We start from the raw sequence: 22,723 nt of genomic DNA, 5'->3' as shown, positions 1-22,723 counted from the left end.
GGCAGCCGCAGAATGGGCGCTGCCGGACGGAGTGCGTCGATAGCCCGTGCCGGGCCGAGCGGAGGCTGAGGCAGCCGCAGAGTGGGCGCTGCCGGACGGAGTGCGTCGATAGCCCGTGCCGGGCCGAGCGGAGGCTGAGGCAGCCGCAGAGTGGGCGCTGCCGGACGGAGTCCGTCCATAGCCCGCGCCGGGCCGAGCGGAGGCGAGGCAGCCGCAGAGTGGGCGCTGCCGGACGGAGTCCGTCCATAGCCCGCGCCGGGCCGAGCGGAGGCGAGGCAGCCGCTCAGATCAGGTCCCTCGCGGTCATCCAGCGCATGGTGGCCCAGCCGCAGAACACCGGCAGCCAGCAGGTGAGCACGCGATACAGCAGCACCGAGGGCACCGCGATGTTCGCGGGCAAGCCGAAGGCGGCCAGACCGCCGATCAGCGCGGCCTCGACCGCACCGACGCCGCCCGGGGTCGGCGCGGCCGAGGCCAGGGTGCCGCCGATCATGGTGACGATGGTGACGGTGATGAAGGTCGTGCCCCCACCGAACGCCTCCACACTGGCCCACAGCGCGCCCGCGAGGCCCAGGGTGATCGCGGCGCTGCCGAGGACGATCACCGCGGAGCGCTTGGGATCGCGGGCCAGATCGGCGAGTTCGCCGAGCACTTCCTGCAATTGCGGCCGGACCGCGTTGTTCAGCCAGCGGCGCAGCTTCGGCACGAACATGAAGGTGCCGACGATGCCGACGCCGACACCGGCGAGCAGGTACAGCACCGTGGCGTCGGGGACGAAGTGCGACAGATCCGCTGAGGTACCCGCCGCGATGCTGAACGCGAGTAGCAGGCTGACGTGCGTGATCACCTGCACCGCCTGTTGCAGCGCCACCGCGGCCGTGGCGCGGACGGCGCCGATGCCGCCCTTCTGGAGAAAACGGACGCTCAGCGCGAGCCCGCCGACGCGCGCGGGGGTGGTCGTCGCGGCGAAAGTGTTGGCAACCTGCATGATCACCAGATTCCGGAAGCTCACCGCACCGGACGCACAGGCCCACAGCGCCGCCGCCGCGCCGACGTAGGTCAGCGCCGAGACCGTCAGTCCGAGCAGCGCCCACCACCAGTTCGCCGTGCGCAGCTGAGTGAAGAAGGTCGGCACCGCGCTGATGAACGGATAGGCGACGTACACCAGACCGATCAGCAGCACCAGCTGGATGATCTGGTTGCGGGAGAACCGGGTGATCTGCTCGGCCTCGATCCGGTCCTGTCCGGTCTGCTTGCGCACCTCCTCGCGCGCGTCGGACAGCGCGCGCTTCCATTCCGGGAGCGACTTGCGAATCCCGGTGGGTATGGCCGACTTGGTCAATCGGCTCGCCGCTGCGAGCACCCGCGATTCGCCGAGGGTGCCGATTGCCGCGCGCACCGCGGGCTCCTTGCCGAAGACGGCGGTGGTTGTCACGAGCAACTGGGCGATGTCGGACTGCATCTGTGCGTCCGATGCCCCGAACTCGGCGCTGCCGAAGCCGCCGAAAGCGGTCGCTCCGTCGATGATGCGGATGTCGATAGGTCGCAGATCTCCGTGCGAGATCTGCTTCTGGTGCAGGCTGTCGAGTGCCTGCCACAGACCGGGCAGCGCCTCGTCGGCCGACTCGGTGATCGGTTTGCCCCGCGGCTGGGTGTAGGCGAAGAGCATCCAGCCACGCGAGAGCGCGGCGACCGCGACCGGAGTACAGCTGGCCAGCCCGAGGTCACCGACCGCGATCGCCATCAGCGCGCGGTGCTCGACCGCGCGGTGCATGGAACCGTGGATGGCCGCGGTTTCGCTGCTGCGGAAGGTGAGCCAGCGCCACACCGTCCGCAGCGCTCCGAAGCTGCGCTGGTTCTTGCCGAACATCTCGACGACCAGCTCGCGCTCCGGCCCCTCGACGGCGGCGGCCAGCACCAGCGGTCCGCGGCCGGCCGGATGCACCACGGTGAACCCGGTGACGGCGTGGGCGCGCCTGGCGAGCACCCGGACGGCGGCGTCGAGCGGAACCTCCAGCGCGGGCGTGCCGACCACGAGCACGATCACCGCACCCACCAGCCAGCCGACCGCGAGCCCGAACATCGCCCGCGCCGGGACCACGGTGCTGACCACCAAGTGGATCGGCGCGAAGGCGAGCAGCAGGAACCACAACCAGCGCCGCGGCCGGATGGGCAGCCAGGGACTGGAGACGGTGAGCATCGCGGCGATCATCGCGATCCAGCGGGGATCGTCCAGGAATTGGGACAGGAATGTGTCCAACCGGTCCGGCACCTGGAGGTGCCATACCGGCGCGGACAGGCCGGTGCCGGTGATGGACAGCAGCAGCCCGGCGACCACGCCTGCCGCGGCGTAGCCGGCCAGCAGCTTCCACTGCCTGCCGATGATCAGCTCGATCAGGATCGCGAACGGCAGCGCCAGGATCGCCATGCCGTAGACCAGGTACACCAGATTCGACTGGGCGGGATTCAGGAAACCGACGATATTGGATACCGAACGCTCCAGTGCCAGCCATTCCGGCCGGGTGATCAGTGAGGCCGCGACGACGATCGCCACCCCCAGGATCGCGAGGACGACCCGGACGATATCGCTCGTCCGCCGGATCAACGGCTGTAGCAGGCTCCCCGTGACCGGGATTTCCCGCCCGCTCCTGCGCCGCTCCGGATCGTCAGGCCGTACCAGTCGGGTGACGCGGGATGTGCGTTCAGGTCCTGGGTTGGGTGACACCTCCGCCTCTCCGGGAATTCAGGCCGTACTGGTTGGGTGGCGCGGGATGTGCGTTCAGGTCCTGGGTTGGGTGACACCTCCGCCTCTCCGGGAATTCAGGCCGTACTGGTTGGGTGGCGCGGGATGTGCGTTCAGGTCCTGCGTTGGGTGCCACTCCTGTTCTGGGCGTACCCGGCGAGTTACCCACGTGAGTACGAGATCAGTTGTTACGTTGCTGCACGATACCGGCCAGTGTGGCGGCGAGGTTCTCGGCGGTGTCGAGACCCGGCGACCGGCTGTGCCCTAGATCACCCACACTCGAGGTTGATCCTGACATCGGTGTCAGGATCGAGCATGTGGGACATGGACAACGAACTCTTCGACTACAGCCCGATTGTCGACCGCGCGCCGGTGCGCTGGCCCGGCGGCGAGAGGGTGGCGTTCTACGTCGGTCTCAACGTCGAGCACTATCAGGTGGACCGGCCCAGCACGAGCATCTTTCCCGGCACGGCCGGGCTGGCGCCCGATCCGCTGAACTACGGTTGGCGCGACTACGGGCCGCGGGTCGGCATCTGGCGGGTGATCGACGTGCTCGACCGGCACGGCATCCGGGCCAGTGCGCTACTGAATTCCGATGTCGCCGAACATAATCCACAGATCATCGCCGCGGGCGTGCGGCGGAACTGGGCGTGGCTGGCGCACGGGAAGAACAATTCCATCTTCCAGGCGGACATGGCGGTGGACGAGGAACGCGCCCATCTCGCCGACGTGGTCGCGACCATCGAACGGGCGACCGGCCGCAGGCCCCGCGGCTGGATGGGTCCCGCGCTCACCGAGACCTTCCAGACCCCGCGACTGCTCGCCGAACTCGGCCTGGATTATGTGCTCGACTGGACCAACGACGATCAGCCCTATCGCTTGTCCGTGCCGGGCGTGCTCAGCGTCCCCTACTCGGTGGAACTCAACGACAACACCCTGTTCCTGGGCAAGGCCACCAGCGGTCCGGATTTCGTGCAGATCGTCCGTGATCAGCTCGACCAGCTCTATGCCGAGTCGGCCGACAGCGGCCGCGTCATGGCGCTCGCTCTGCATCCGTTCGTGATCGGCCAGGCGTTCCGGATCAAGTACCTGGACCAAGCGCTCGACTACGTGGCGACCCATCCGGGGGTGTGGCTGACGACCAGCGACGAGATCGCCGGGCACTACGCGGGCGGGGCGACACTTGCCGAATCCGCCGGATCCGAAGACGATCGGGTCACATAGCCGATGCTCGGGAGGCAGAAATGGCAGTGCAGGACAAGGACTTGACTGGAAAGACGGTGGTGGTGACCGGCGCGAGCTCCGGCATCGGCGCCGCGGCGGCGGAGCGGCTCGCGGCTCGCGGCGCCACCGTCGCGGTGGTGGGCCGGTCGCCGGAACGCACGGCCGAGGTGGCGGCGAAGGCCGGCGCGCAGCCGTTCATCGCCGACTTCGCCCGGCTCGATGACGTGCGCAAGCTGGCCGATCAGCTGCTCGACCGGTATCAGCGCATCGATGTGCTGGCCAACAACGCAGGCGGTGCCTGGCCCAAGCGCACCGTCACCGACGACGGCAACGAGCTGACCTTCCAGGTCAACCACCTGGCGCCGTTCCTGCTGACCAACCTGCTGCTGGAGCGCCTGAAGCAGTCGCAGGCCAGAGTGGTCAACACCTCGAGCACGACCTACCGGATGGCCAAGTTGAATCTGGACACGGCCAACGCACCGACGGGGCCGTTCAACCAGCTCGGCGCGTATGGCGCGTCGAAGCTGGCGAACATCCTGTTCACAAGGGAACTGGCCCGCCGCACTGCGGGCACCGGACTCACCACAGCGGCCTTCCACCCTGGCGCGGTCGCCACCCACGTCTACGACAACGCCCCGCTCGGTCTCGGCTGGTTCATCCGGTCCCCACTGTCGCGCCCGTTCTTCATCCGCCCCGACAAGGGCGCCGAGCCGCTGGTGCACCTGGCCACTACCACGGACGGCGCGGCGATCAACGGCCACTACTTCCACCGGTTCAAACTCGAGCCGCCGAGCAACAAGCAGGCGATCGACGCCGATCTCGCACAGCGATTGTGGACGTTGTCGGAGCGGGCCACCGGCCTCGAACCTGGCGAGTAACCGGCGGTTACGGGTCGGCGTCGGCGAGCCGGAGGGAGAGGCCGTCCGCCTCGTCCACCTGGTTCAGCTCGACGCCGACGCCGTACACCGCACCGGTCCCGTCGCTCGCGTCGAGCTCGACGATCGCGCGAGCGACCTGCTCGGTGGGCACCAGGGTGGGGAAACTGTTGGGCGCGATGGCATTGGCACGCACACCGAACTCGGCGAACTCGGCGGCGATATTGCGGGTCAGCTGATTCAGCGCGGCCTTCGACGCGGAGTACAGCGTCTGTCCGGGGTACACCTCCGATCCGGAGATGCTCGAGACATTGACGATGTTGCGGTTGCGCGCGCGGTTCTCGGGGCCGGCGTGCAACCAGCATCGCTGTGCCAAACGTGCCGAAAAACGCAGCGGCACACCCACATTGAGCGCGAAATGTGGATCGAAGTCGGCCAGCGCCGCGTCGCCGTCGACAATGCCGCGCGGGTGGAGCCGGATGTGCGCCGCGTTGTTCACCAGCAGATCGACGTGGCCGAATCGAGCCAGCGCAAGGTCGACGACTCGTTCTACCTCGCCCGGTTGCGTCAGATCGGAGCGCACCACGAAGATGCGCGAATCGTTCTCCGGCACTGCCGCATCCGGCGCCAGCGGATCGACGTACCACTCCAGTTGCGAAGGCGCGGCGGGCGTGTGGGTGCGACACACGGCGACGATGTCGTAGTCGCGATAGTAGGCGCGGCAGAAGGCGTCGCCCAGCGTGCCACTCGCGCCGGTGAGCAGGCAGACGCGGCGTTCACCAGTGGACAATCTTGTCTCCTCCCCAGCGCCGTTCGGCGTCCGCCTTGGTGCGATGCACCCACATCACCACACTGTTACGGTCCTTCGCGTTGTTGCCCGCGAAGGTGTGCCAGCTGCGGGGGGTGACCTCGAAGAGGACCATCGAATTGTCCAGCGGTGGAACGAGAGTCACCGAGGGCAGCGTGGCGTCGTCGGCGACGTGGTTGTACAGCGCGGTCTCGCCGCCGTCACCGGGCTGCCAACCCGGGTTGCCCAGATAGAACAGCACCGCGACGGCGCGCACGGTCTCGCGTGCGACAACGCCTGGCGCGCGGGCCCCGGTCTTGGTGTCGACCGTGCCGTCGGGCAGCCGTACCTCGCCGGGGCCAGGAGCCGGTCCGGGAAACCAGGCCGGGTTGAGGTCGTTGTGCGGCCAGCCGAACGGACTGGCCGGCCGATGATGGTGCACCGATCCCTCGATATCGCCGGTCGCCTCGACTCCGCCGAGCCGGGCGACCAGATCGTGCCATTCCCGGGAGCTGAACAGCGCGAGCGGGCCGTCGCGGAGGTCGGCCAGCCGGATTCCGTCCGCGCTGTAACCGTCGGCGACCGAACCGAACAGTTCGGGACGGTCGCGGCGAACCCGGTGCACTTCATCGGACAATCGCTGATAGAACTCGGGAACGAAGACGTCGCGGGCGTACACGTGTGGAAACGGTTGGCTCCGGCGGACCCAGCGCCGATGAGCGAACAACTCCGCGAACCACTGCGGAACCGCCGATGTCGCGAGCGCCGACTCGGTTGTCACCATTACTCCCTCCCGGTCTGACCCTCCGCGATCATATTGCCCGCACCCGGTGCGCGCGGGCGGGTCTCGGCGCTGCGAGGATCGTGCGGGTGAGCCGTGATCTGCGTGTGTGTTTCGTCGGAGACTCGTACGTCGCCGGGGTCGGCGATCCACGCTGCCTGGGCTGGGCGGGCCGGCTCGCGGCCGCGGCGCACGCGGAGGGTGTGCCCCTGACCGCTTACAACCTCGGCGTGCGCAGGCAGACCTCGGCCGACATCATGGACCGCTGGCTGATCGAGTGTTCCCCGCGGCTGCCCGAGGGTGTGGACGCCAGGGTGGTGCTGTCGTTCGGCGTGAACGATGCCATGTACGAGAACGGCGGACAGCGGGTAGCGCCCGCGGATTCGGTGGCCAATCTGGGGAACCTGCTCGCGCGGGCCGCTGAGCGAGGCTGGCGCGTGCTCGTAGTCGCCCCGCCGCCGGTCGCGGACGCCGAGCACAATGCCCGCACGGCCGCGCTCGACGAGCGGTTCGCACAGACCTGCGCGGCGTCGGACGTGCCTTACGTGCGCGTGCACCAGCCGCTGTACGACAACGCGGTGTGGGCCGCCGAGGTGCGTGCTGGCGACGGCGCGCATCCGGGGGCGGCGGGCTACGACGAGATCACCGCACTGATCGCGCCACGGTGGCGGGAGTGGTTGTCGGGCTGATCGCACCCGTGCCACGCTCGGCGCAGCGAACGCGGTTGTGCGCGTTGCCGACCGAGTCAACCGACGGACCAGCTGCGCTCGCCTGTTTCGGCCCGCCGCCTGCGCACCGCACCCAGATCCACCGGCCGCGTGGTGCACGCCGGTTCCTCGTCGTGAGTGAATGCCGCGGCCAATTCCGGCAGCCAGCGAAGGATTTCCGCACGATAGGGCCCTTCGGCTTCCAGCTGGCTGAGCACGCCGACCAGAGTGAGGAACGAGCGGGCGAACGGAGTGAAGTACGCGGGCATGGTCATCTGCCGCACCACGTTGGTCAGCCGGGGGTTTGTCGTGCGCAGCACCTGTCTGCGCAGCCAGCGCGTGGTCAGTCGGTAGGTCGGGTGGCGGAGCGGCTCGCCGCACGGGCTGATCGCGGCGTAGAGCGCCTCGCTGTCGAAGGCCCGTCCGGTTTCCACGAATCCGTGCCTGCGTGTGGCGGCCGCCAGGGCTTCCGGGCCGCCGGTGAAGATCGCCTTGCAGTAATCCAGGGTCAGCTCGTCGAAACCCGCTGGCGGCCACGCGCAGCACGCGCCGAAGTCCACCACGCCGAGCCGGCCGTCCGACAGCACCCGGAAGTTCCCCGGGTGTGGATCGGCGTACAGCAGACCGTGGCGGCCCCAGCCCGAGGTCACGAAGCGGACCATGAGCATGCCGACCCGGTTTCGCTCCGACCGCGACCCGGAGGCCACGATCCGCGGCACCGGCGTCCCCTCGATCCATTCGCTGATCAGTACGTCGCCGTGCTGCGCGACGACGTCGGGCACGTAGAAATCCGGATCCTCGGCGTAGGCGGCGGCGAAAGCCCTTTGATGGTCGGCCTCGGCGGCGTAGTCGAGTTCTTCGGTGACCGACGCACAGATCGCCTCGGTCACCGACTTGATGTCCGCGCCGGGCAGGAATACCGCTGCGAGATAGGAGATTCGGCGCAGCTGGTCCAGATCGCCGGCCACCGCCTCCCTGCCGCCGGGGTACATCACCTTGACCGCGACCTGTCTGCCGTCGTGCCAGACCGCGCGGTGCACCTGGCCGAGCGAGGCCGCTGCGGCGCGCCGGTCGTCGAACTCGCGGAACTGCGACCGCCAGTGCTCGCCCATGCTGGCCGCCATGGCGGCATGCACCGTGTGCGGCAGCATGGCGGGCGCGGCGTCCTGGAGTCGGCTGAGCGCGATCCGATACGGCTCGGCGAGCTCCTGCGGCAGCGCCAGCTCGTAGATGGCCAGCAGCTGGCCGAGTTTCGCGGCGCAGCCCTTCAGCTCGCCGAGTACTTCGAAAATATGCTGCGCTGTGCGGAGTTGGATGTCGCGATTGACTTCTTCGGCCGATTTGCCGAGGGCGCGTTTACCGACGCCCGTCGCCCGACGTCCGACGTAGGCCATAGGGAGCGCGGCGAGCTTGGCGCCGCGAATTGTGCTGCGAACTGGAGGTTTATCGTAGGATCGCGACGCGAAAATCCGGGATCGCGTGCCCGGGAACCCCTCCTCGGGGCGTTCACCGAAGGGACGGAAAGTCATGAGTCACCTCACAGTTGCGCGGACAAGTGTGACACAGGTGCAGTACCGAACAGTAGGGCCTAGACTGTCTGGGACGTGTTCGAAAATAGTCGAAAGGTGACTTCGATGGGATCCCAGACGGTGGTCGCCGACGTTGCCGACGAGCTGGCGCGCCGGGTTGCCGCGGGGGAATATCAACCGGGGGATCTCATGCCGTCGGTGCGTCAGGTCGCCGAAGAGTTCGACATGAACCGCGCGACGGCGCAGCTGACCTTGGGTCGGCTGGAGTCGTACGGTTTCGTCGAAGCGCGGCGTGGCAAGGGATTCACGATTCGTGACGTCCGGGAGTCCGGCGGCGTCGACCTATACCGTCAGCTGTTCCGTTTCTCGATTCCTATGCCGGACATCGCGATCGAGATGTTCCGCGACATCGTGGACGTCGAGCGCAATCTCGTGCTCGGGGCGCTGCTCACCTACACCAGTGGCGAGCAGCCGATCGACACGGCCGCGTGGAAGGCCTCGATCGACGAGCTCGAATCGATTGCCCGCCAGGACGCTCCGGACCTGCGGCAGCTCCTGACCATCGAGGTCGCGCTGGTGCGCAGGTTGCTGACCGCGCTCGGTCTCACCATGCAGCGCGCGATCCTGAACTCGATCGGCGAGATGGTGCTCGAGGTGCCGGAGGCGGTCGAGGCGTACTTCGCGGGGGCGCCCGACCTGCACGTCCTCGTGTGGCGGGCCCTCGCCGCGGTGTGGGACTCCGGGTCCGGGCCGACCGAAGCGCAGCTGGCGCTGTTCGAGGATCTGTTCGGCATGTACCACGAGAAGGTCATCGCGCGGTTCGAGGAGTTGGTCGGCAGCGTCGAGCAGGCTCTCGACGAGCCGCGTGCCGCTACGGCATAGCTACTGTCTCTCGTACGCTGCACAACGCGTCTGGGACGCGAATGGGCAACGCTCCGAGCGAATACCGTCGGCTGAGCCTGAACAGGCTGCCATGCAGCCGGGGTAGTCCGCATGTATGTCTCAGACATTGGGTCGTCGAAGTAGCGTGTCCGCCGAGGTCGCGCAGGCAACGGGCCACGGTCCGAGGTCCGATTCAGATCGTCGCGAATCCCCGCTCGGCGCAGCACGATCGCGATGCCCGGCGCGCCGCGAGCTGGATCAACTCGCCGCCTTGCGGCCTGCCGTTGGCGGCGCGGATATCGTCCATGCGTCCGTGTTGCGGGACCCGACCGGGCGGGATGCCGCGCGGCCGTACTGCGGGCATCGCCGACCTGATCTCCTCCGGGCAATGCCTTCGGACGACTCAGATCCCCCCGTTGAGCTTGTTGAGACGTTCGCACGCCTCCACGTACTCCTCGATCAGCCGGTTCACCACGTCGGCGGAGCGCTCCACCCGGTTCATCATGCCGACGATCTGACCGACCGGGTTGAAGTTGACGTCCTTGGCCGCCTCCGGGTAGCGATGGCCGCGCTTCACGCCGTCCAGGGCGACCATCATCTGCAGCGGCATCGGCAGCGGGTCCGGCGTCTCGGCCCGCTCCCACGCCTCGGTCCAGTCGTTGCGCAGCATGCGGGCGGGTTTGCCGGTCCAGGCGCGCGACCGCACGGTGTCGTGGCTGGTGGCCTCGATGTAGGTCTGCATCTGCGCGGGCGGCACGTTGGCCTCCTCGACGGTCAGCCACAGCGAGCCGGTCCACGCGCCCGCAGCGCCCATCGCCATCGCCGCGGCCACCTGGCGGCCATTGCCGATGCCGCCCGCGGCCAGCACCGGCAGATCGCCGACCGCATCGATCACCTGCGGCCACAGCACCAGCGAGGAGACCTCACCGCAGTGGCCGCCGCCTTCGGTGCCCTGGCAGACCACGAAGTCCAGGCCCGCCCGCTTGTGGTTGAGCGCGTGCTTGACCGAACCGCACAGCGCGCCGATCAGCCTGCCGGACTCCTGCACCTGCTTGACGACCTCCTCGGGCGGGGTGCCGAGTGCGTTGGCGACCAGCTTCGCCTTCGGATGCCGCAGAATCACCTCCACCTGCGGGCCCGCGGTGGTTGCGGTCCAGCCGAGCAGCTGGTTGTGGTGCTCATTCTCGGGCAACTCGGGGACGCCATGGTCGGCGAGGATCTTCTCGGCGAAGTCGCGATGACCCTGCGGGACCAATTCGGCCAGTTTCGCTTCCAACTGCTCGGGGGTGAGGCCATCGATCCCCTTGCCCTCGTACTTGGACGGAATCACCAGATCGACGCCGTAGACGCCATGCACGTGCTCGTCGAGCCAAGCCAGCTCGACCTCCAGCTGCTCGGCGGTGAACCCGACCGCACCGAGCACACCGAGTCCGCCGGCGTTGCTGACCGCGGCCGCCACGTCGCGGCAGTGGGTGAACGCGAAGATGGGGAATTCGATCCCGAGCCGTTCGCAGATTTCGGTACGCATGGCGTGCTGGTCTCCCTAACTGCTCCGCCGCGAACGGTGCGGCGCAGGTCTACTAGAACGAGTTGCATATTCAGCGCACGGTGCGGCGGGCCAGCTGCACGTAGATTCCGCCGCAAGCTGCAGATATCGCCGTAAAGCCGCTGCGGCGTCCGCGACTGGCCCGCGCACCATGCATCGACAGTAACACGTTCTAGTTTTCCGAGGGAGTCCCCGCCGCGGTGTCAGGCCGCGGCCCGCTCCAACTCGGCGAGGGAGTCCTCCAGGTGATCGAGCAGCCGGGGCATGTGTGGCACGCTGCGGCGGCAGCCGACCAGGCCGAAATCGAGATTGCCCGCGTTGGAGGTCAGCGTGATGTTCACCGCCTGCCCGTCGAACGGGATCGACAGCGGATAACTGGCATCGAGACGCGCACCGTTCCAGTACATGGGTTCGCGCGGGCCCGGCACGTTCGAAATGACGATATTGAACGTCGGATTGGTCCACGGAATGAGCGCGGGCACGAGATTGAGGGCCAGTGGACTGAGCATCAATGCCGACAGCGCCATCGTCTGGTTGCACGACAGCGCGCGGTAGACCTCTTTGCTGTCGTGCATCGACGCGCTGACCACGCGCAGCCGCTCCAGCGGATCGGCGAGATCGGTGGCGAGGTTGCACAGCGCCGCGCCGACTTTCACCCCATTGGTCTCGTTGTCGTCATCGGAACGCAGCGACACCGGCACCATCGCGATCAACGGCTTGTCGGGCAAGGCGTCTCGTTCCAGCAGATAGCCGCGCAGCGCGCCCGCCGACATGGCGAGCACGACATCGTTGAGCGTCGCACCGGTCGCTTTCTTGACTTGCTGCAGCCGCTCCAACGGCCAGGACCGGACCACCGATCGGCGCGCACCGCCGATCGGCACGTTGAACATGGTGCGCGGCGCCGCGAAAGGCTGCTGTCGCAGCATGGCATCGCGGGCGGCGCGCAGCAGCGATGCGCCGGAAGTCGCCGCCGACAGCAGGTTTCGCGTAGTGGCGCGCACTCCGGACGGCTCCGCCCTGCGCCGTGCCCGGGGCAGATGCCACGGCACCGGCGCCGCGGTGCAGGACGGGTCGCTGGTCAAGGTGCGCCGCAGAAGACGTTGTGCCGAAACGCCGTCGATCAACGCGTGGTGCATCTTCGAATACAGCGCGAACCGACCGTCGGCGAGACCCTCGATCAGATGGATCTCCCAGAGTGGGCGATGCCGGTCGAGCAGGCTGCTGTGCAGTCCGGAGGCCAGCTCGACGAGTTGGTCCATCCGTCCGGGACCCGGCACGGCCAGCCGCCGCACGTGATAGTCCAGTTCGATGTCCTCGGCATATGTCCAGGCCAGTTGCGGTGACCCGAGCATTGTTGCGGGATGCTTGCGGAAGGTCGGATCTATGTCGGTGCAGCGTAAGAGTTTTTCATGTGTGTGCGCGGCGAAGTCGGCGCCGGCGTCTTCGGGCGGCTCGAACAGTTGCAGCGATCCGACGTGCATCGGCTGCTCGCGGGACTCGGCGAGCAGAAATACCGCATCGACCGGTGCGATGAATTCCATGACGGTCGCCCCCTGACGACAGTGGTGAAAAGTTTTGTGACTTCCGATCGACCACGTTGTCGGCGGGCCCGCGCAGCCCATGAAACCGTCGCGACACGATCAACTTACCCGCACCGGACCCGCCGCGTTCGGCGAATCACCGAACCTTCGAGGCCAGCAGATAGGCCTGTCCGAACCGTTCGTCGGCCCCCGGCTCGCGCACCATACGGGCGTTCACGGTGAACCCGGCGTCGGTGAGCAGACGCGCGAGCCGTTTGGGCGCCCATCGATAGGCACGAGTCACCTTGTGATCGAAGGCTTCCACCGCATCGGACAGATCGGCAGTTTGGAACGCCAGCAGCACGTGGCCTTTGTCCGCGAGTACCCGATAGAACTCGTCCAACACCTGCGGTATGCGATCAGGCGGGATGTGGATCAAGGAATACCAGGCGACGATCCCGCCGAGTTCCTCATTGCCGATCGGTAGCCGTTCCAAGGAACCTTGGTCGAAGGAGAGGTGTGGAAATTCCGCCCGCGCGAGCGCGATCATTCGCGGCGAGAGATCGATGCCGAACACTTGTGCGCCCAGCGTAGCTAGATGCGCGGTCACCCGTCCCGGCCCGCAACCGAGATCCGCGACCGGCCCGGAAGCGTTGTCCGCCACCAATTCCGCGAACACGGCGAGCATCGCCCGGTCCAGCGGCTGGCCATCGAGCTGGTGTCTGAAGATGTCGGCATAGAGGTCGGCGACCTCGTCGTAGGCGTTGCGTGTGGCGGCGACATCGGTGAATTCGCCTGGGAAGTCTTCGGTCGAGTCGGGCATTCTCAACAGCGTATTACGCCGTCGGATCGAACGCCTGAGCGACGGCCAGACTGTCCTCGTAGACGTGGTGCCGGGTGATCAGTCCGTCCTCCACGGTGAGATGCAGCGCGAAGCGAGCGCGGTAGGCGCGACCGGTCGGGCGTGCGGTCTGGCGAATCTCCCCGAGCACCACGGCGGCATCGCCGTCGACGAGTACACGATCCACGCGTGTGGCAACCTCATCTGGCACATGATGTTCGGCGATCGAGCGGAAATGCGCCGCCGCGTCGGCACGGGTCGACCGGTGCCGGATCCAAGGTGTCGCTGCGCGGCCGTGTTCGGCCTCGGGCCAACTCAGGCGCCAATCCGCGTGCTCGGCGTACAACTCGGCGACCGACTCCGGATCGCCGGAACCGATCCGGCGCAATAGTTCTTCGACCACCGCACGGGTGGTCGGTTTCGTGACCGACAACGACGGGTCCTTTCTCAGCGACACCGCGTGGTTGTGCGGCGCGCTCTCATTCTCGGCAGCGGCGCGCCGCAGCGCGATTACCTCTCAGGTAGTGGGGCGACCGCCTCCGGCGCGGCCGGCGTGGGCACGCCGCCGGACGTCTGGTCCCGGCTGCGCGCGGTGCCGAGAATCGAGCCGAGGATGACCAGCGGGAAGCCGATCGCCATGCCCGCGGTCAGCGGCTCGTTCAGGGCCGTCACGCCGAGCAGGATCGCCACCGCCGGATTGATGTAGGTGATCACCGTGGCGCGTGCGGGACCGACTTCGGAGATCAGTGCGAAGAAGAACAGGAACGCCACGGCCGTGCAGATCACCGCCAGGCCGAGCACCGACCACGCCGAATCGGCCGTGAGGTGCGCTGGCCACAGCCAGCCCGCCAGCGGGGCGTAGATCGCCGCGGCCAGCAGCAGCGAGCCGGTGACCACACCGAGCGGAGGAAGGTCGGCGAGCGCGCGGTTGATGATGATCGGGCCGATCGCGTACCCGATCGTGGTCAGGCCGATCGCGCCGATGGCCGCCGGATTCCCCAGGTCGATGTCCAGGCCGACCAGTGCGGCGACACCCGCGAATCCCACGAGCAAGCCGGTTACCCGGCGCGCATCGAACCGATCGTGGCCGAGCTTGGTCACGATCACGACGGCGATCAGCGGAACCGCGGCGATCAGCAGTCCGACGGTCGAGCTGTTCAGCGTGGTCTCGGCGTACCCGATCAGGAACCACGGACCGGTGATCTCCACCAAGGTGTAGAGCAACAGCGGCCGCCATCGCCGGAACACCGGAGCCAATGCATCGCGGTACAGCGCGATCGGCAGTAGCAGCAGACCGCCGATCAGCGTGCGCCCGAACGCGACCACGATCGGATCGAGGTCCTCCACCGCGATCCGGATCATCGCGTACGGCACACCCCAGATCACGCCCATCGCCAGGAACAGTGCCCACCCGCGTCGCGTCATCGCGCGACCACCGATCGGCTCCGAGGGACGAGGATCAGATGGGTTGTTGACATGCTCCGCTCGCTTTCGACCTCTCGGAGCTTAAACAAATGATCCGATCATCCGACAGGTCCAGTTCTCCGGTTGTGGCATGGCCGGTTTCCGCTGGTCCGGCTGTCCTCTTCGCCCGATTTTCCCGAATGGTCTCCGCGGACAACCGTCTTCGAGCTAGTCTCGCCGAGAGCGAAGGGAATGCATGATCGTGGTCGACGTGATCCGCCGGCTTGCCCCGAGCGAAGAAATGTTCGCCGCAGGCGAGGTCTTCATCGGTTATTCGGCGCGGGTATCAGGCCCGTTGGACCTGGCGGCTCTGACGGCCGCTTTCGAAGCCGTCGCCCGCGCGCATCCGATTCTGCGCGCCCGCATCGAGCTGGCTGAAGGGGGCGGGCACACGTTCGCTGTCTCGGAGGCCACCCCCGAGATCTTCGTCGCCGACGCGGACCCCGAAATCCCGCTCACCGACGCGAAGTTCGATCAGCGCGTGGGCGTTTGCGCATTGTGCGTGGTGCGAGCAGGCGATACCGCCGGCGTCACGCTCATGATCCACCACAGCATCGCGGATGCCTATCACGCTTTCGCCGTGGTCACCGCGCTGTGGGCCGCGTACCGGGACGCGGCCGCCGGGCGCTCGCTCGACCTGCCGGTGCACACGTTCCCCGAGCCTGTGGAGCAGCTGCTCGCGGCGCGGGGCATCGAGAAGATGGCACTGCCCGGAGGGCCGCCCGCTGGCGAATCGACCGCTGCGCCGCCGGTTTCGCAGCCGCGCGACGACGAGTACCCCGTGCTGCACACGACCCGTTCCCGGTTCGGCCGAGACGAGACCGCGGCGCTGGTCGAGCTCGGCCATCGGGAGAACGTCACGGTGCACGGCCTGGTGTCGGCGGCACTGCTGCGGACCGAGGCCGAGATCCGCGAACTACCGCTGAGCGGATTGCTCTACCTGTACTCCGTCGACCTGCGAACCAGGATGAGCCCCGAAGTCGACGCCACCGAGGGGACGAACGTCCTCGGCTTCGCCAATTACCTGTCCCCCGAAGCCGATGTGACGCTGGTCGACTTGGCCCGTGGCATCAGCGAAGCCCTGCATGCGGGTTTGACCGCAGGCATCGTGCAACGGACTCCGTTGAGCATCCCCGACATGGCTGCCGCACCCCCTCCGGCGCTCCCCGGCGTGGTGATCGCGACCAACTGGGGCACCATCCCACAGCTACCGGAGCAGGACGCCCTGCGCATCGACGACTTCCACTCCACCATGCTCGCGAAACCGGACCTGACCGGCCGACGCCCGCAACAACCAGGCGGCGGCACCTGCGTCATCAGCACCTTCGCGGGCCGCCTGAGCGTAGAGATCCACCACCCACCGGAATTCGCCGACCTCCAACGCCACCGCATCGAAGTGCTCGAGCGCCACCTCCGTTCCGCACTCGCCTGACAGCTCGCGCCCGCTGGCTTCGCTGCGGCGATCTGCTGTTCCATGCTGTCACCAGGGAAAGGCTTCGCGCCGGTGCGGCATTCGTAGAGCACGCATGTCCGGCGGCGAGACCTTCAGCGCGACAACATGATCGGTCCCGTGCCGTAGACGCGATAGGGCCAGCCCACCCGCCCACGCCGGGTACCTCGAGGTCCCGCCGGCGTGAATGCGTTGGCGGATTGCCGCTAATAGACTTGACGAATGGCATATTGAGATGTCACTATTAATGCGGGAAGACACCAGAAATCGGGTGTCTATTTGTTTGTGCCCTCGACATCGGTCGATTTTGGGTGTAATTTAGTGCTTCGCGTCGGCTCGCGTGCTGTCCAACTCTCGAAATACGAAATGACTGTAGAAGTGGCACTGTCTGCGTGTCATTTTTCTACCCGTTGTTGTCGAGTCATGTTCGGGCAGCGTCCGGCACGGTGCGCAATGTGAAATACGGCCCACAGGACAAGCAGATACCGTGACGACCGCGCGAACGCGTGGGCGGCGCGAGGTGCTGGAAGGACGCATCTTGGCAGTCTCGACTCAGAGCAAGGTCAATGCCGGAATACCCGTCGATACCGGATTCGCCGGGGCGCCGAAGCGGGTCTCGTTCGCCAAGCTCCGTGAGCCCCTGGATGTTCCAGGGTTGTTGGATGTCCAGAGCGATTCGTTCGAATGGTTGATCGGTGCGCCTGCCTGGCGTGAACGGGCAGCGGAGCGCGGCGACTCTGCGGGTGGATTGGCGGAGGTACTCGAAGAGATCAGCCCGATCGAGGACTTCGCGGCAACGATGTCGTTGACGCTATCCGAGCCCCGTTTCGAGGAGGTCAAGGCCTCGATCGAGGAATGTAAAGACAAGGATATGACCTACGCGGCTCCGCTGTTCGTCACGGCGGAGTTCATCAACAACAACACCGGTGAGATCAAGAGCCAGACGGTCTTCATGGGTGATTTCCCGATGATGACCGACAAGGGCACGTTCATCATCAACGGCACCGAGCGCGTGGTCGTCTCGCAGCTGGTGCGTTCGCCGGGTGTCTACTTCGACCACAGCGTCGACAAGGCCACGGAGAAGGACCTGCACAGCGTGCGCGTCATCCCGAGCCGCGGCGCGTGGCTGGAATTCGACATCGACAAGCGCGACACCGTCGGCGTTCGCATCGACCGCAAACGCCGTCAACCCGTGACAGTCCTGCTCAAGGCGCTCGGCTGGAGCAGTGCGCAGATCACCGAGCGGTTCGGTTTCTCCGGGATCATGATGACGTCCCTGGAGAAGGACAACACGTCGGGCACCGATGAGGCGCTGCTCGATATCCATCGCAAGCTGCGTCCGGGTGAGCCGCCGACCAAGGAGTCCGCGCAGACCCTGCTGGAGAACCTGTTCTTCAAGGAGAAGCGCTACGACCTGTCGCGTGTCGGTCGCTACAAGATCAACAAGAAGCTCGGCATCCACACCGGCGAAGTCCTCGGTGCACGGGTACTCACCGAGGAAGACATCGTCACGATCGTCGAATATCTGCTGCACCTGCACGCAGGTGATTCGGTGATGACCGCACCAGGTGGCATCGAGGTTCCGGTCGAGGTCGATGACATCGACCATTTCGGTAATCGCCGGCTGCGCACCGTCGGTGAGCTGATCCAGAACCAGATGCGGGTGGGGCTGTCTCGGATGGAGCGCGTGGTCCGCGAGCGGATGACGACGCAGGATATCGAGGCGATCACGCCGCAGACGCTGATGAATATCCGCCCCGTCGTCGCGGGGATCAGGGAGTTCTTCGGAACCTCGCAGATGTCGCAGTTCCTGGATGAGCGGAACCCGCTCGCGAGTCTGACCCAGAAACGTCGCCTGTCCGCGCTCGGGCCGGGTGGTCTGACCCGGGAACGCGCCGGTCTCGAAGTCCGCGACGTGCATTACAGCCATTACGGTCGGATGTGCCCGATCGAGACGCCCGAAGGTCCGAACATCGGGTTGATCGGCTATCTGTCGGTATATGCGCGAGTCAATCCGTTCGGCTTCATCGAGACGCCGTACCGAAAAGTGATCGACGGCAAGGTGACCGACGAGGTCGACTACCTGTCCGCCGACCAGGAAGACCTGCACGTCGTGGCGCAGGCGAACGAGCCGCTCGATGCCAAGGGCCGCTTTGTCAATGCGCGAATCGCGGTGCGTCGCAAGAATTCCGAGGTCGAGCTGGTTGATTCCGCCGAGGTCGACTACATGGACGTCTCGCCGCGTCAGATGGTGTCGGTCGCGACGGCGATGATCCCGTTCCTCGAGCACGACGACGCCAACCGCGCCCTGATGGGCGCGAACATGCAAAAGCAGGCCGTGCCGCTGATCCGTTCCGAGGCACCGATCGTCGGCACCGGCATGGAGCTGCGCGCCGCCGTGGACGCGGGTGATGTGGTGGTGAACGAGAAGGCGGGTGTGGTCGAGGAGGTTTCCGCCGACTACGTCACCGTGATGGCCGACGACGGCACCCGCAAGTCCTACCGGATGCGGAAGTTCAACCGCTCGAACCAGGGCACGTGCTCGAATCAGCGTCCGATTGTGGATGAGGGTCAGCGGGTGGAGTTCGGTCAGGTGCTGGCTGATGGGCCGTGCACCGAGAACGGTGAGATGGCTCTGGGTAAGAACCTGTTGGTGGCGATCATGCCGTGGGAGGGGCACAACTACGAGGACGCGATCATCCTGTCGCAGCGCCTGGTGGAGGAGGACGTGCTGACCTCGATCCACATCGAGGAGCATGAGATCGATGCCCGTGACACCAAGTTGGGTGCTGAGGAGATCACCCGGGATATCCCGAATGTTTCCGATGAGGTGCTCGCGGATCTGGATGAGCGGGGCATCGTGCGGATCGGTGCCGAGGTGCGTGATGGTGACATCCTGGTCGGGAAGGTGACCCCGAAGGGTGAGACCGAGTTGACGCCGGAGGAGCGGTTGCTGCGGGCGATCTTCGGTGAGAAGGCGCGTGAGGTGCGGGATACGTCGCTGAAGGTGCCGCATGGTGAGTCGGGCAAGGTGATCGGTATTCGGGTGTTCTCTCGTGAGGATGATGATGATCTGCCGCCGGGTGTGAACGAGCTGGTGCGGGTGTATGTGGCGCAGAAGCGCAAGATCCAGGATGGTGACAAGCTGGCCGGTCGGCACGGGAACAAGGGTGTGATCGGCAAGATCCTGCCGACCGAGGATATGCCGTTCCTGCCGGACGGCACTCCGGTCGACATCATCCTGAACACTCATGGTGTGCCGCGTCGTATGAACATCGGCCAGATCCTGGAAACCCATCTGGGTTGGATCGGCAAGGCAGGCTGGAACATTCAGATCGCGGACGGTGCTCGTCCGGACTGGGCGAAGCGATTGCCCGAGGAATTGTTGTCGGCGGGCCCGGATACGAATCTCGCGACACCCGTCTTCGACGGCGCCCGCGAGGAAGAACTCGCCGGGCTGCTGGCGTCGACACTGCCCAACCGCGACGGAGACGTCATGGTCGGGGCAGACGGTAAGGCAACACTGTTCGACGGCCGCACCGGTGAACCCTTTCCGTACCCCGTCGCCGTCGGCTACATGTACATCCTCAAATTGCACCATCTGGTCGATGACAAGATCCACGCGCGGTCGACCGGTCCGTACTCGATGATCACCCAGCAGCCGCTGGGTGGTAAGGCGCAGTTCGGTGGTCAGCGCTTCGGAGAGATGGAGTGCTGGGCCATGCAGGCCTACGGTGCGGCGTACACGCTGCAGGAGCTGCTGACCATCAAGTCCGACGACATCGTCGGTCGTGTGAAGGTCTACGAGGCGATCGTCAAGGGCGAGAACATTCCGGAGCCGGGCATCCCGGAATCGTTCAAAGTGCTTCTCAAGGAACTCCAGTCGCTGTGCCTCAACGTCGAGGTCCTCTCTGCCGGCTCCGCCATCGAATTGCACCGCGGCGACGACGACGAGATCGATCGCACCGCCGCCAATCTCGGAATCACGCTGTCCCGCAACGAATCCGCATCAGTCGACGACCTCTCGAGCTGATCCCCAGGCCAGAGCTGCCGCGCACCGGACCTTCGGTGCGCGGCACTCCGGGACGTGCGCGTGTACGGCTGTCCGGGGAGGTCGAGAGGCGACTCCACGTCACAGGTGCAGTTGCCAACCCCGAACCCGTCTCCCCGGCCTGGCTGCCACGTCGAAGCGGGGAATGCGTTGAGATCGTGAGGGGCACTCAGCCGCCTTCGCCCGAGAGGCGTTGGCGGAGGGTGGCCGCCTGGAGCGTGAGGTGGTTGCGCTCGGCGAGGTTTTGCGCCTGCGCGGCGGCCTCCACGTAGAGCTGCGCCGCGGTGGCGAGGTCGCCGGCCCGCTCGTGGAGGTAGGCGGCCGAAGCGGTGTATCGCGGGAGCGCCGGGTCGAGTTCGGCGAGTTCGGCGAGCCCCGCCTGCGGCCCGTCCGCCGCACCGACGGCGACGGCCCGATTGAGCCGCACAATCGGGCTGTCGGTGAGACGGACCAGCTCGTCGTACCACTCGACGATCTGCACCCAGTCGGTTTCGTCGGCTGCCTGCGCGTCGGCGTGCAGGGCCGCGATCGCTGCCTGCGCCTGGTACTCCCCGAGCCGGTCGCGGGCCAGCGCGGCCTGAAGCACGGCCACGCCCTCGGCGATCAGGTCGCGCCGCCACAGACCGCGGTCCTGATCGGACAGCGGCACGAGGCTGCCGTCGGCGCGCGTGCGGGCCTGTCGTCTCGCGTGGTGGAGCAGGAACAGGGCCAGCAGGCCCGCGGCTTCCGCGTCACCGGTAGTCGCGGCGAGCTGCCGGGCCAGCCGGATCGCCTCCGCGGCGAGGTCGACATCGCCGCTGTACCCCTCGTTGAATACCAGATACAGCACCCGAAGCACGGTGCGCAGGTTTCCGGGACGATCCAGCCGGACGTCGCCCACGGTGCGTTTGGCCCGGCTGATCCGCTGGGCCATCGTCGCTTCGGGCACGAGGTAGGCCTGCGCGATCTGGCGGGTGGTGAGGCCGCCGACGGCCCGCAGCGTCAGAGCGACGGCCGACGCGGGCGTGAGGCTCGGGTGCGCGCACAGAAAGTAGAGCTGCAGCGTTTCATCCACCGACGCGGTCGGTCCGGGTGATGGCTCGTCGGAGACCCGAAGCTCGCGGCGGCGCCGCGCGGTGTCGGATCGGGCGAGATCGACGAAGCGACGCCACGCCGTGGTGATCAGCCAGCCCTTGGGGTCGGCGGGGCGCTGGCTCGGCCACGTCTCGACGGCCCGGACCAGTGCGTCCTGGACGGCGTCCTCGGCGGTCGCGAAGTCCGCCCCGCGGTGGACGAGGGCCGCCAAGACGCCGGGGATCAGGTCCCGCAGCCCGGCCTCGTCCACCGCGTCGGCGGCCATCACTCGGTGACAGTCGGCGCAGCGGTCAGGAACGGCCGAACTTCGAGCCACTCGTGGATCGGCTTGCCGCCCGCGCCGGGCGCCGCGGACAACTCGCCGGCCAGCTCGACGGCGCGCTCATAGGTGTCGACGTCGATGATCATCCAGCCCGCGATCAGGTCCTTGGTCTCCGCGAACGGGCCGTCGGTCACGGGGGGCTTGCCCTCGCCGTCATAGCGGACCCAGGCGCCCTCTGGCGCCAGGGCCTGGCCGTCGACGAACTCGCCGCTGTCTTCCAGGCGGGCCGCGAAGTCGTTCATGTACTGCATGTGCGCCTCGATCTCGGCGGGCGTCCACTGGTCCATCGGCACGTCGTTGACTGCCGCCGGAGCGCCTCGGTAGTGCTTGAGGAGCAGGTACTTGGCCATGACATTTCTCCCTTCGGGAATTGCGACCCTAGTTGGTCGCTCACCCCTAGGACGGAGCCGGGACGACGTTCTCGACATCCGCCGTCGAACTTTCTCGCGCCCGTTGATAGGGCCTGTTCATTTCGGCGGCGAAGGCGATGGCACTTCTTCAGTTCGAACCTGGTCGTCGAAGCGCGCACGTGCTCGCTCGACGGCGGGCAACGTGACAGTGGTCCAGTGCAGGAGTGCGTCGATGAGGTCTTGCAACGACCTCCCGGTCCGCGTGATTCGGTACTCGACCGCGACAGGTCGGGTACTGGTAATGATGCGCTCGACCATCCCGTTGCGCTCCAGGCGCCGCAGTGCGGCCGTGAGCGGCTTCTGCGTCACGACCGGGATCGCCCGACGGAGCTCGTTGAAGCGCAACGGCCGCTCGCACAGGGCGTCGAGGATCTGCAGCGACCACTTGTCGAGTACCTGGTCGAGCAGCTCGCGATGTTGCTCGGTGAGCTGCGGGCTGTCCGAACTGCGTGGAGCGGTTTCCGGCATGACACCTAGTCTCGTTGAAGTTCCCTTCGAGTACCAGGTAGACATCAGA

At 66.9% G+C, this 22,723-nt stretch carries 19 protein-coding genes; 6 read left to right on the top strand and 13 right to left on the bottom strand.

All coding sequences use genetic code 11. The features are described from left to right. Nucleotides 1–283: 283 nt before the first annotated feature. Entirely contained in the window at nt 284–2,605 is a 2,322-nt protein-coding gene (locus OHA40_RS15140) for a lysylphosphatidylglycerol synthase transmembrane domain-containing protein (protein WP_330233678.1), read from the bottom strand. 462 nt (nt 2,606–3,067) lie between these two features. Here OHA40_RS15140 and OHA40_RS15135 point away from each other — a divergent pair, with 462 nt between their 5' ends. Together OHA40_RS15135 and OHA40_RS15130 are read left to right on the top strand one after the other, a co-directional pair. Continuing rightward, on the top strand, nt 3,068–3,967 hold the full coding sequence (locus OHA40_RS15135) for a polysaccharide deacetylase family protein (protein WP_330233677.1): 900 nt from the start codon (nt 3,068–3,070) through the stop codon (nt 3,965–3,967). A 20-nt stretch (nt 3,968–3,987) separates the two neighbouring features. Beyond that, nucleotides 3,988–4,845, top strand: a complete 858-nt coding sequence (locus tag OHA40_RS15130; RefSeq protein WP_330233676.1) for an SDR family NAD(P)-dependent oxidoreductase — start codon at nt 3,988–3,990, stop codon at nt 4,843–4,845. Between the two features lie 7 nt (nt 4,846–4,852). Here the strand turns inward: OHA40_RS15130 and OHA40_RS15125 are convergent, their stop codons facing one another. Then, on the bottom strand, nt 4,853–5,632 hold the full coding sequence (locus OHA40_RS15125; protein WP_330233675.1) for an SDR family NAD(P)-dependent oxidoreductase: 780 nt from the start codon (nt 5,630–5,632) through the stop codon (nt 4,853–4,855). Continuing rightward, nucleotides 5,619–6,413, bottom strand: a complete 795-nt coding sequence (locus OHA40_RS15120) for a 2OG-Fe(II) oxygenase (RefSeq protein WP_330233674.1) — start codon at nt 6,411–6,413, stop codon at nt 5,619–5,621. Before OHA40_RS15120 ends, OHA40_RS15125 begins: the two co-directional genes overlap by 14 nt. A gap of 86 nt (nt 6,414–6,499) precedes the next feature. Here OHA40_RS15120 and OHA40_RS15115 point away from each other — a divergent pair, with 86 nt between their 5' ends. Then, nucleotides 6,500–7,099, top strand: a complete 600-nt coding sequence (locus OHA40_RS15115; protein WP_330233673.1) for a DUF459 domain-containing protein — start codon at nt 6,500–6,502, stop codon at nt 7,097–7,099. A 56-nt stretch (nt 7,100–7,155) separates the two neighbouring features. On the opposite strand, the gene OHA40_RS15110 is transcribed toward OHA40_RS15115, so the two are convergent. Beyond that, nucleotides 7,156–8,511, bottom strand: a complete 1,356-nt coding sequence (locus OHA40_RS15110; RefSeq protein WP_330233672.1) for an ABC1 kinase family protein — start codon at nt 8,509–8,511, stop codon at nt 7,156–7,158. Between the two features lie 240 nt (nt 8,512–8,751). Between OHA40_RS15110 and OHA40_RS15105 the strand changes: the two genes are divergently transcribed. After that, entirely contained in the window at nt 8,752–9,528 is a 777-nt protein-coding gene (locus OHA40_RS15105; protein WP_330233671.1) for a winged helix-turn-helix domain-containing protein, read from the top strand. Between the two features lie 193 nt (nt 9,529–9,721). Here OHA40_RS15105 and OHA40_RS15100 read toward each other — a convergent pair whose 3' ends face one another. The 6 genes from OHA40_RS15100 to OHA40_RS15075 form a co-directional block, all read right to left on the bottom strand. After that, the gene (locus tag OHA40_RS15100; protein WP_330233670.1) at nt 9,722–9,892 is read right to left on the bottom strand and encodes a hypothetical protein; all 171 of its coding nucleotides are present in this window, start codon (nt 9,890–9,892) and stop codon (nt 9,722–9,724) included. A gap of 39 nt (nt 9,893–9,931) precedes the next feature. Then, nucleotides 9,932–11,056 (bottom strand): NAD(P)H-dependent flavin oxidoreductase, encoded by a 1,125-nt coding sequence (locus OHA40_RS15095; protein WP_330233669.1) that lies wholly within the window; start codon nt 11,054–11,056, stop codon nt 9,932–9,934. A 221-nt stretch (nt 11,057–11,277) separates the two neighbouring features. Then, complete coding sequence (locus OHA40_RS15090; protein WP_330233668.1) at nt 11,278–12,615, bottom strand: WS/DGAT/MGAT family O-acyltransferase; 1,338 nt, start codon at nt 12,613–12,615, stop codon at nt 11,278–11,280. 136 nt (nt 12,616–12,751) lie between these two features. Further along, nucleotides 12,752–13,417 carry a class I SAM-dependent DNA methyltransferase gene (locus OHA40_RS15085; RefSeq protein ID WP_330233667.1) on the bottom strand — a complete coding sequence of 222 codons (666 nt, stop codon included), beginning with the start codon at nt 13,415–13,417 and terminating at the stop codon, nt 12,752–12,754. A 13-nt stretch (nt 13,418–13,430) separates the two neighbouring features. Next, complete coding sequence (locus OHA40_RS15080) at nt 13,431–13,868, bottom strand: nuclear transport factor 2 family protein (RefSeq protein ID WP_330233666.1); 438 nt, start codon at nt 13,866–13,868, stop codon at nt 13,431–13,433. A gap of 77 nt (nt 13,869–13,945) precedes the next feature. Further along, nucleotides 13,946–14,860: a DMT family transporter gene (locus tag OHA40_RS15075; protein WP_330233665.1), complete on the bottom strand. Its 915-nt coding sequence runs from the start codon at nt 14,858–14,860 to the stop codon at nt 13,946–13,948. Nucleotides 14,861–15,095: 235 nt separating this feature from the next. On the opposite strand from OHA40_RS15075, the gene OHA40_RS15070 reads away from it, so the two are divergent. Continuing rightward, nucleotides 15,096–16,331, top strand: coding sequence for a phthiocerol/phthiodiolone dimycocerosyl transferase family protein (locus tag OHA40_RS15070; protein ID WP_330233664.1), 1,236 nt, complete (start codon nt 15,096–15,098; stop codon nt 16,329–16,331). Between the two features lie 538 nt (nt 16,332–16,869). Next, the gene (rpoB, locus tag OHA40_RS15065; protein ID WP_442944048.1) at nt 16,870–20,382 is read left to right on the top strand and encodes a DNA-directed RNA polymerase subunit beta; all 3,513 of its coding nucleotides are present in this window, start codon (nt 16,870–16,872) and stop codon (nt 20,380–20,382) included. A 187-nt stretch (nt 20,383–20,569) separates the two neighbouring features. Here rpoB and OHA40_RS15060 read toward each other — a convergent pair whose 3' ends face one another. From OHA40_RS15060 to OHA40_RS15050, 3 genes are all read right to left on the bottom strand, one after another. Beyond that, the gene (locus OHA40_RS15060) at nt 20,570–21,739 is read right to left on the bottom strand and encodes an RNA polymerase sigma factor (protein WP_330234187.1); all 1,170 of its coding nucleotides are present in this window, start codon (nt 21,737–21,739) and stop codon (nt 20,570–20,572) included. Beyond that, nucleotides 21,739–22,146 (bottom strand): YciI family protein, encoded by a 408-nt coding sequence (locus OHA40_RS15055; protein WP_330233662.1) that lies wholly within the window; start codon nt 22,144–22,146, stop codon nt 21,739–21,741. The genes OHA40_RS15060 and OHA40_RS15055 overlap by 1 nt, the downstream gene beginning before the upstream one ends. 117 nt (nt 22,147–22,263) lie before the next feature. After that, nucleotides 22,264–22,674, bottom strand: a complete 411-nt coding sequence (locus OHA40_RS15050; RefSeq protein WP_330233661.1) for a winged helix-turn-helix transcriptional regulator — start codon at nt 22,672–22,674, stop codon at nt 22,264–22,266. Nucleotides 22,675–22,723: the final 49 nt, after the last annotated feature.

The organism is Nocardia sp. NBC_00508 (assembly GCF_036346875.1).
Lineage (GTDB): Bacteria > Actinomycetota > Actinomycetes > Mycobacteriales > Mycobacteriaceae > Nocardia.
Note: the sequence above shows the minus strand (reverse complement) of the source record. Positions and strands in the feature narration are given on the sequence as shown.

Bases quoted from the DNA above. Each gene is read 5' to 3' on its own strand.
- OHA40_RS15135 (WP_330233677.1), top strand. From the start codon at position 3,068: ATGGACAACGAACTCTTCGACTACAGCCCGATTGTCGACCGCGCGCCG.
- OHA40_RS15130 (WP_330233676.1), top strand. From the start codon at position 3,988: ATGGCAGTGCAGGACAAGGACTTGACTGGAAAGACGGTGGTGGTGACC.
- OHA40_RS15120 (WP_330233674.1), bottom strand. From the start codon at position 6,413: ATGGTGACAACCGAGTCGGCGCTCGCGACATCGGCGGTTCCGCAGTGG.
- OHA40_RS15110 (WP_330233672.1), bottom strand. From the start codon at position 8,511: ATGGCCTACGTCGGACGTCGGGCGACGGGCGTCGGTAAACGCGCCCTC.
- OHA40_RS15105 (WP_330233671.1), top strand. From the start codon at position 8,752: ATGGGATCCCAGACGGTGGTCGCCGACGTTGCCGACGAGCTGGCGCGC.
- OHA40_RS15100 (WP_330233670.1), bottom strand. From the start codon at position 9,892: ATGCCCGCAGTACGGCCGCGCGGCATCCCGCCCGGTCGGGTCCCGCAA.
- OHA40_RS15095 (WP_330233669.1), bottom strand. From the start codon at position 11,056: ATGCGTACCGAAATCTGCGAACGGCTCGGGATCGAATTCCCCATCTTC.
- OHA40_RS15090 (WP_330233668.1), bottom strand. From the start codon at position 12,615: ATGGAATTCATCGCACCGGTCGATGCGGTATTTCTGCTCGCCGAGTCC.
- OHA40_RS15085 (WP_330233667.1), bottom strand. From the start codon at position 13,417: ATGCCCGACTCGACCGAAGACTTCCCAGGCGAATTCACCGATGTCGCC.
- OHA40_RS15075 (WP_330233665.1), bottom strand. From the start codon at position 14,860: ATGACGCGACGCGGGTGGGCACTGTTCCTGGCGATGGGCGTGATCTGG.
- OHA40_RS15070 (WP_330233664.1), top strand. From the start codon at position 15,096: ATGATCGTGGTCGACGTGATCCGCCGGCTTGCCCCGAGCGAAGAAATG.
- OHA40_RS15060 (WP_330234187.1), bottom strand. From the start codon at position 21,739: ATGGCCGCCGACGCGGTGGACGAGGCCGGGCTGCGGGACCTGATCCCC.
- OHA40_RS15055 (WP_330233662.1), bottom strand. From the start codon at position 22,146: ATGGCCAAGTACCTGCTCCTCAAGCACTACCGAGGCGCTCCGGCGGCA.
- OHA40_RS15050 (WP_330233661.1), bottom strand. From the start codon at position 22,674: ATGCCGGAAACCGCTCCACGCAGTTCGGACAGCCCGCAGCTCACCGAG.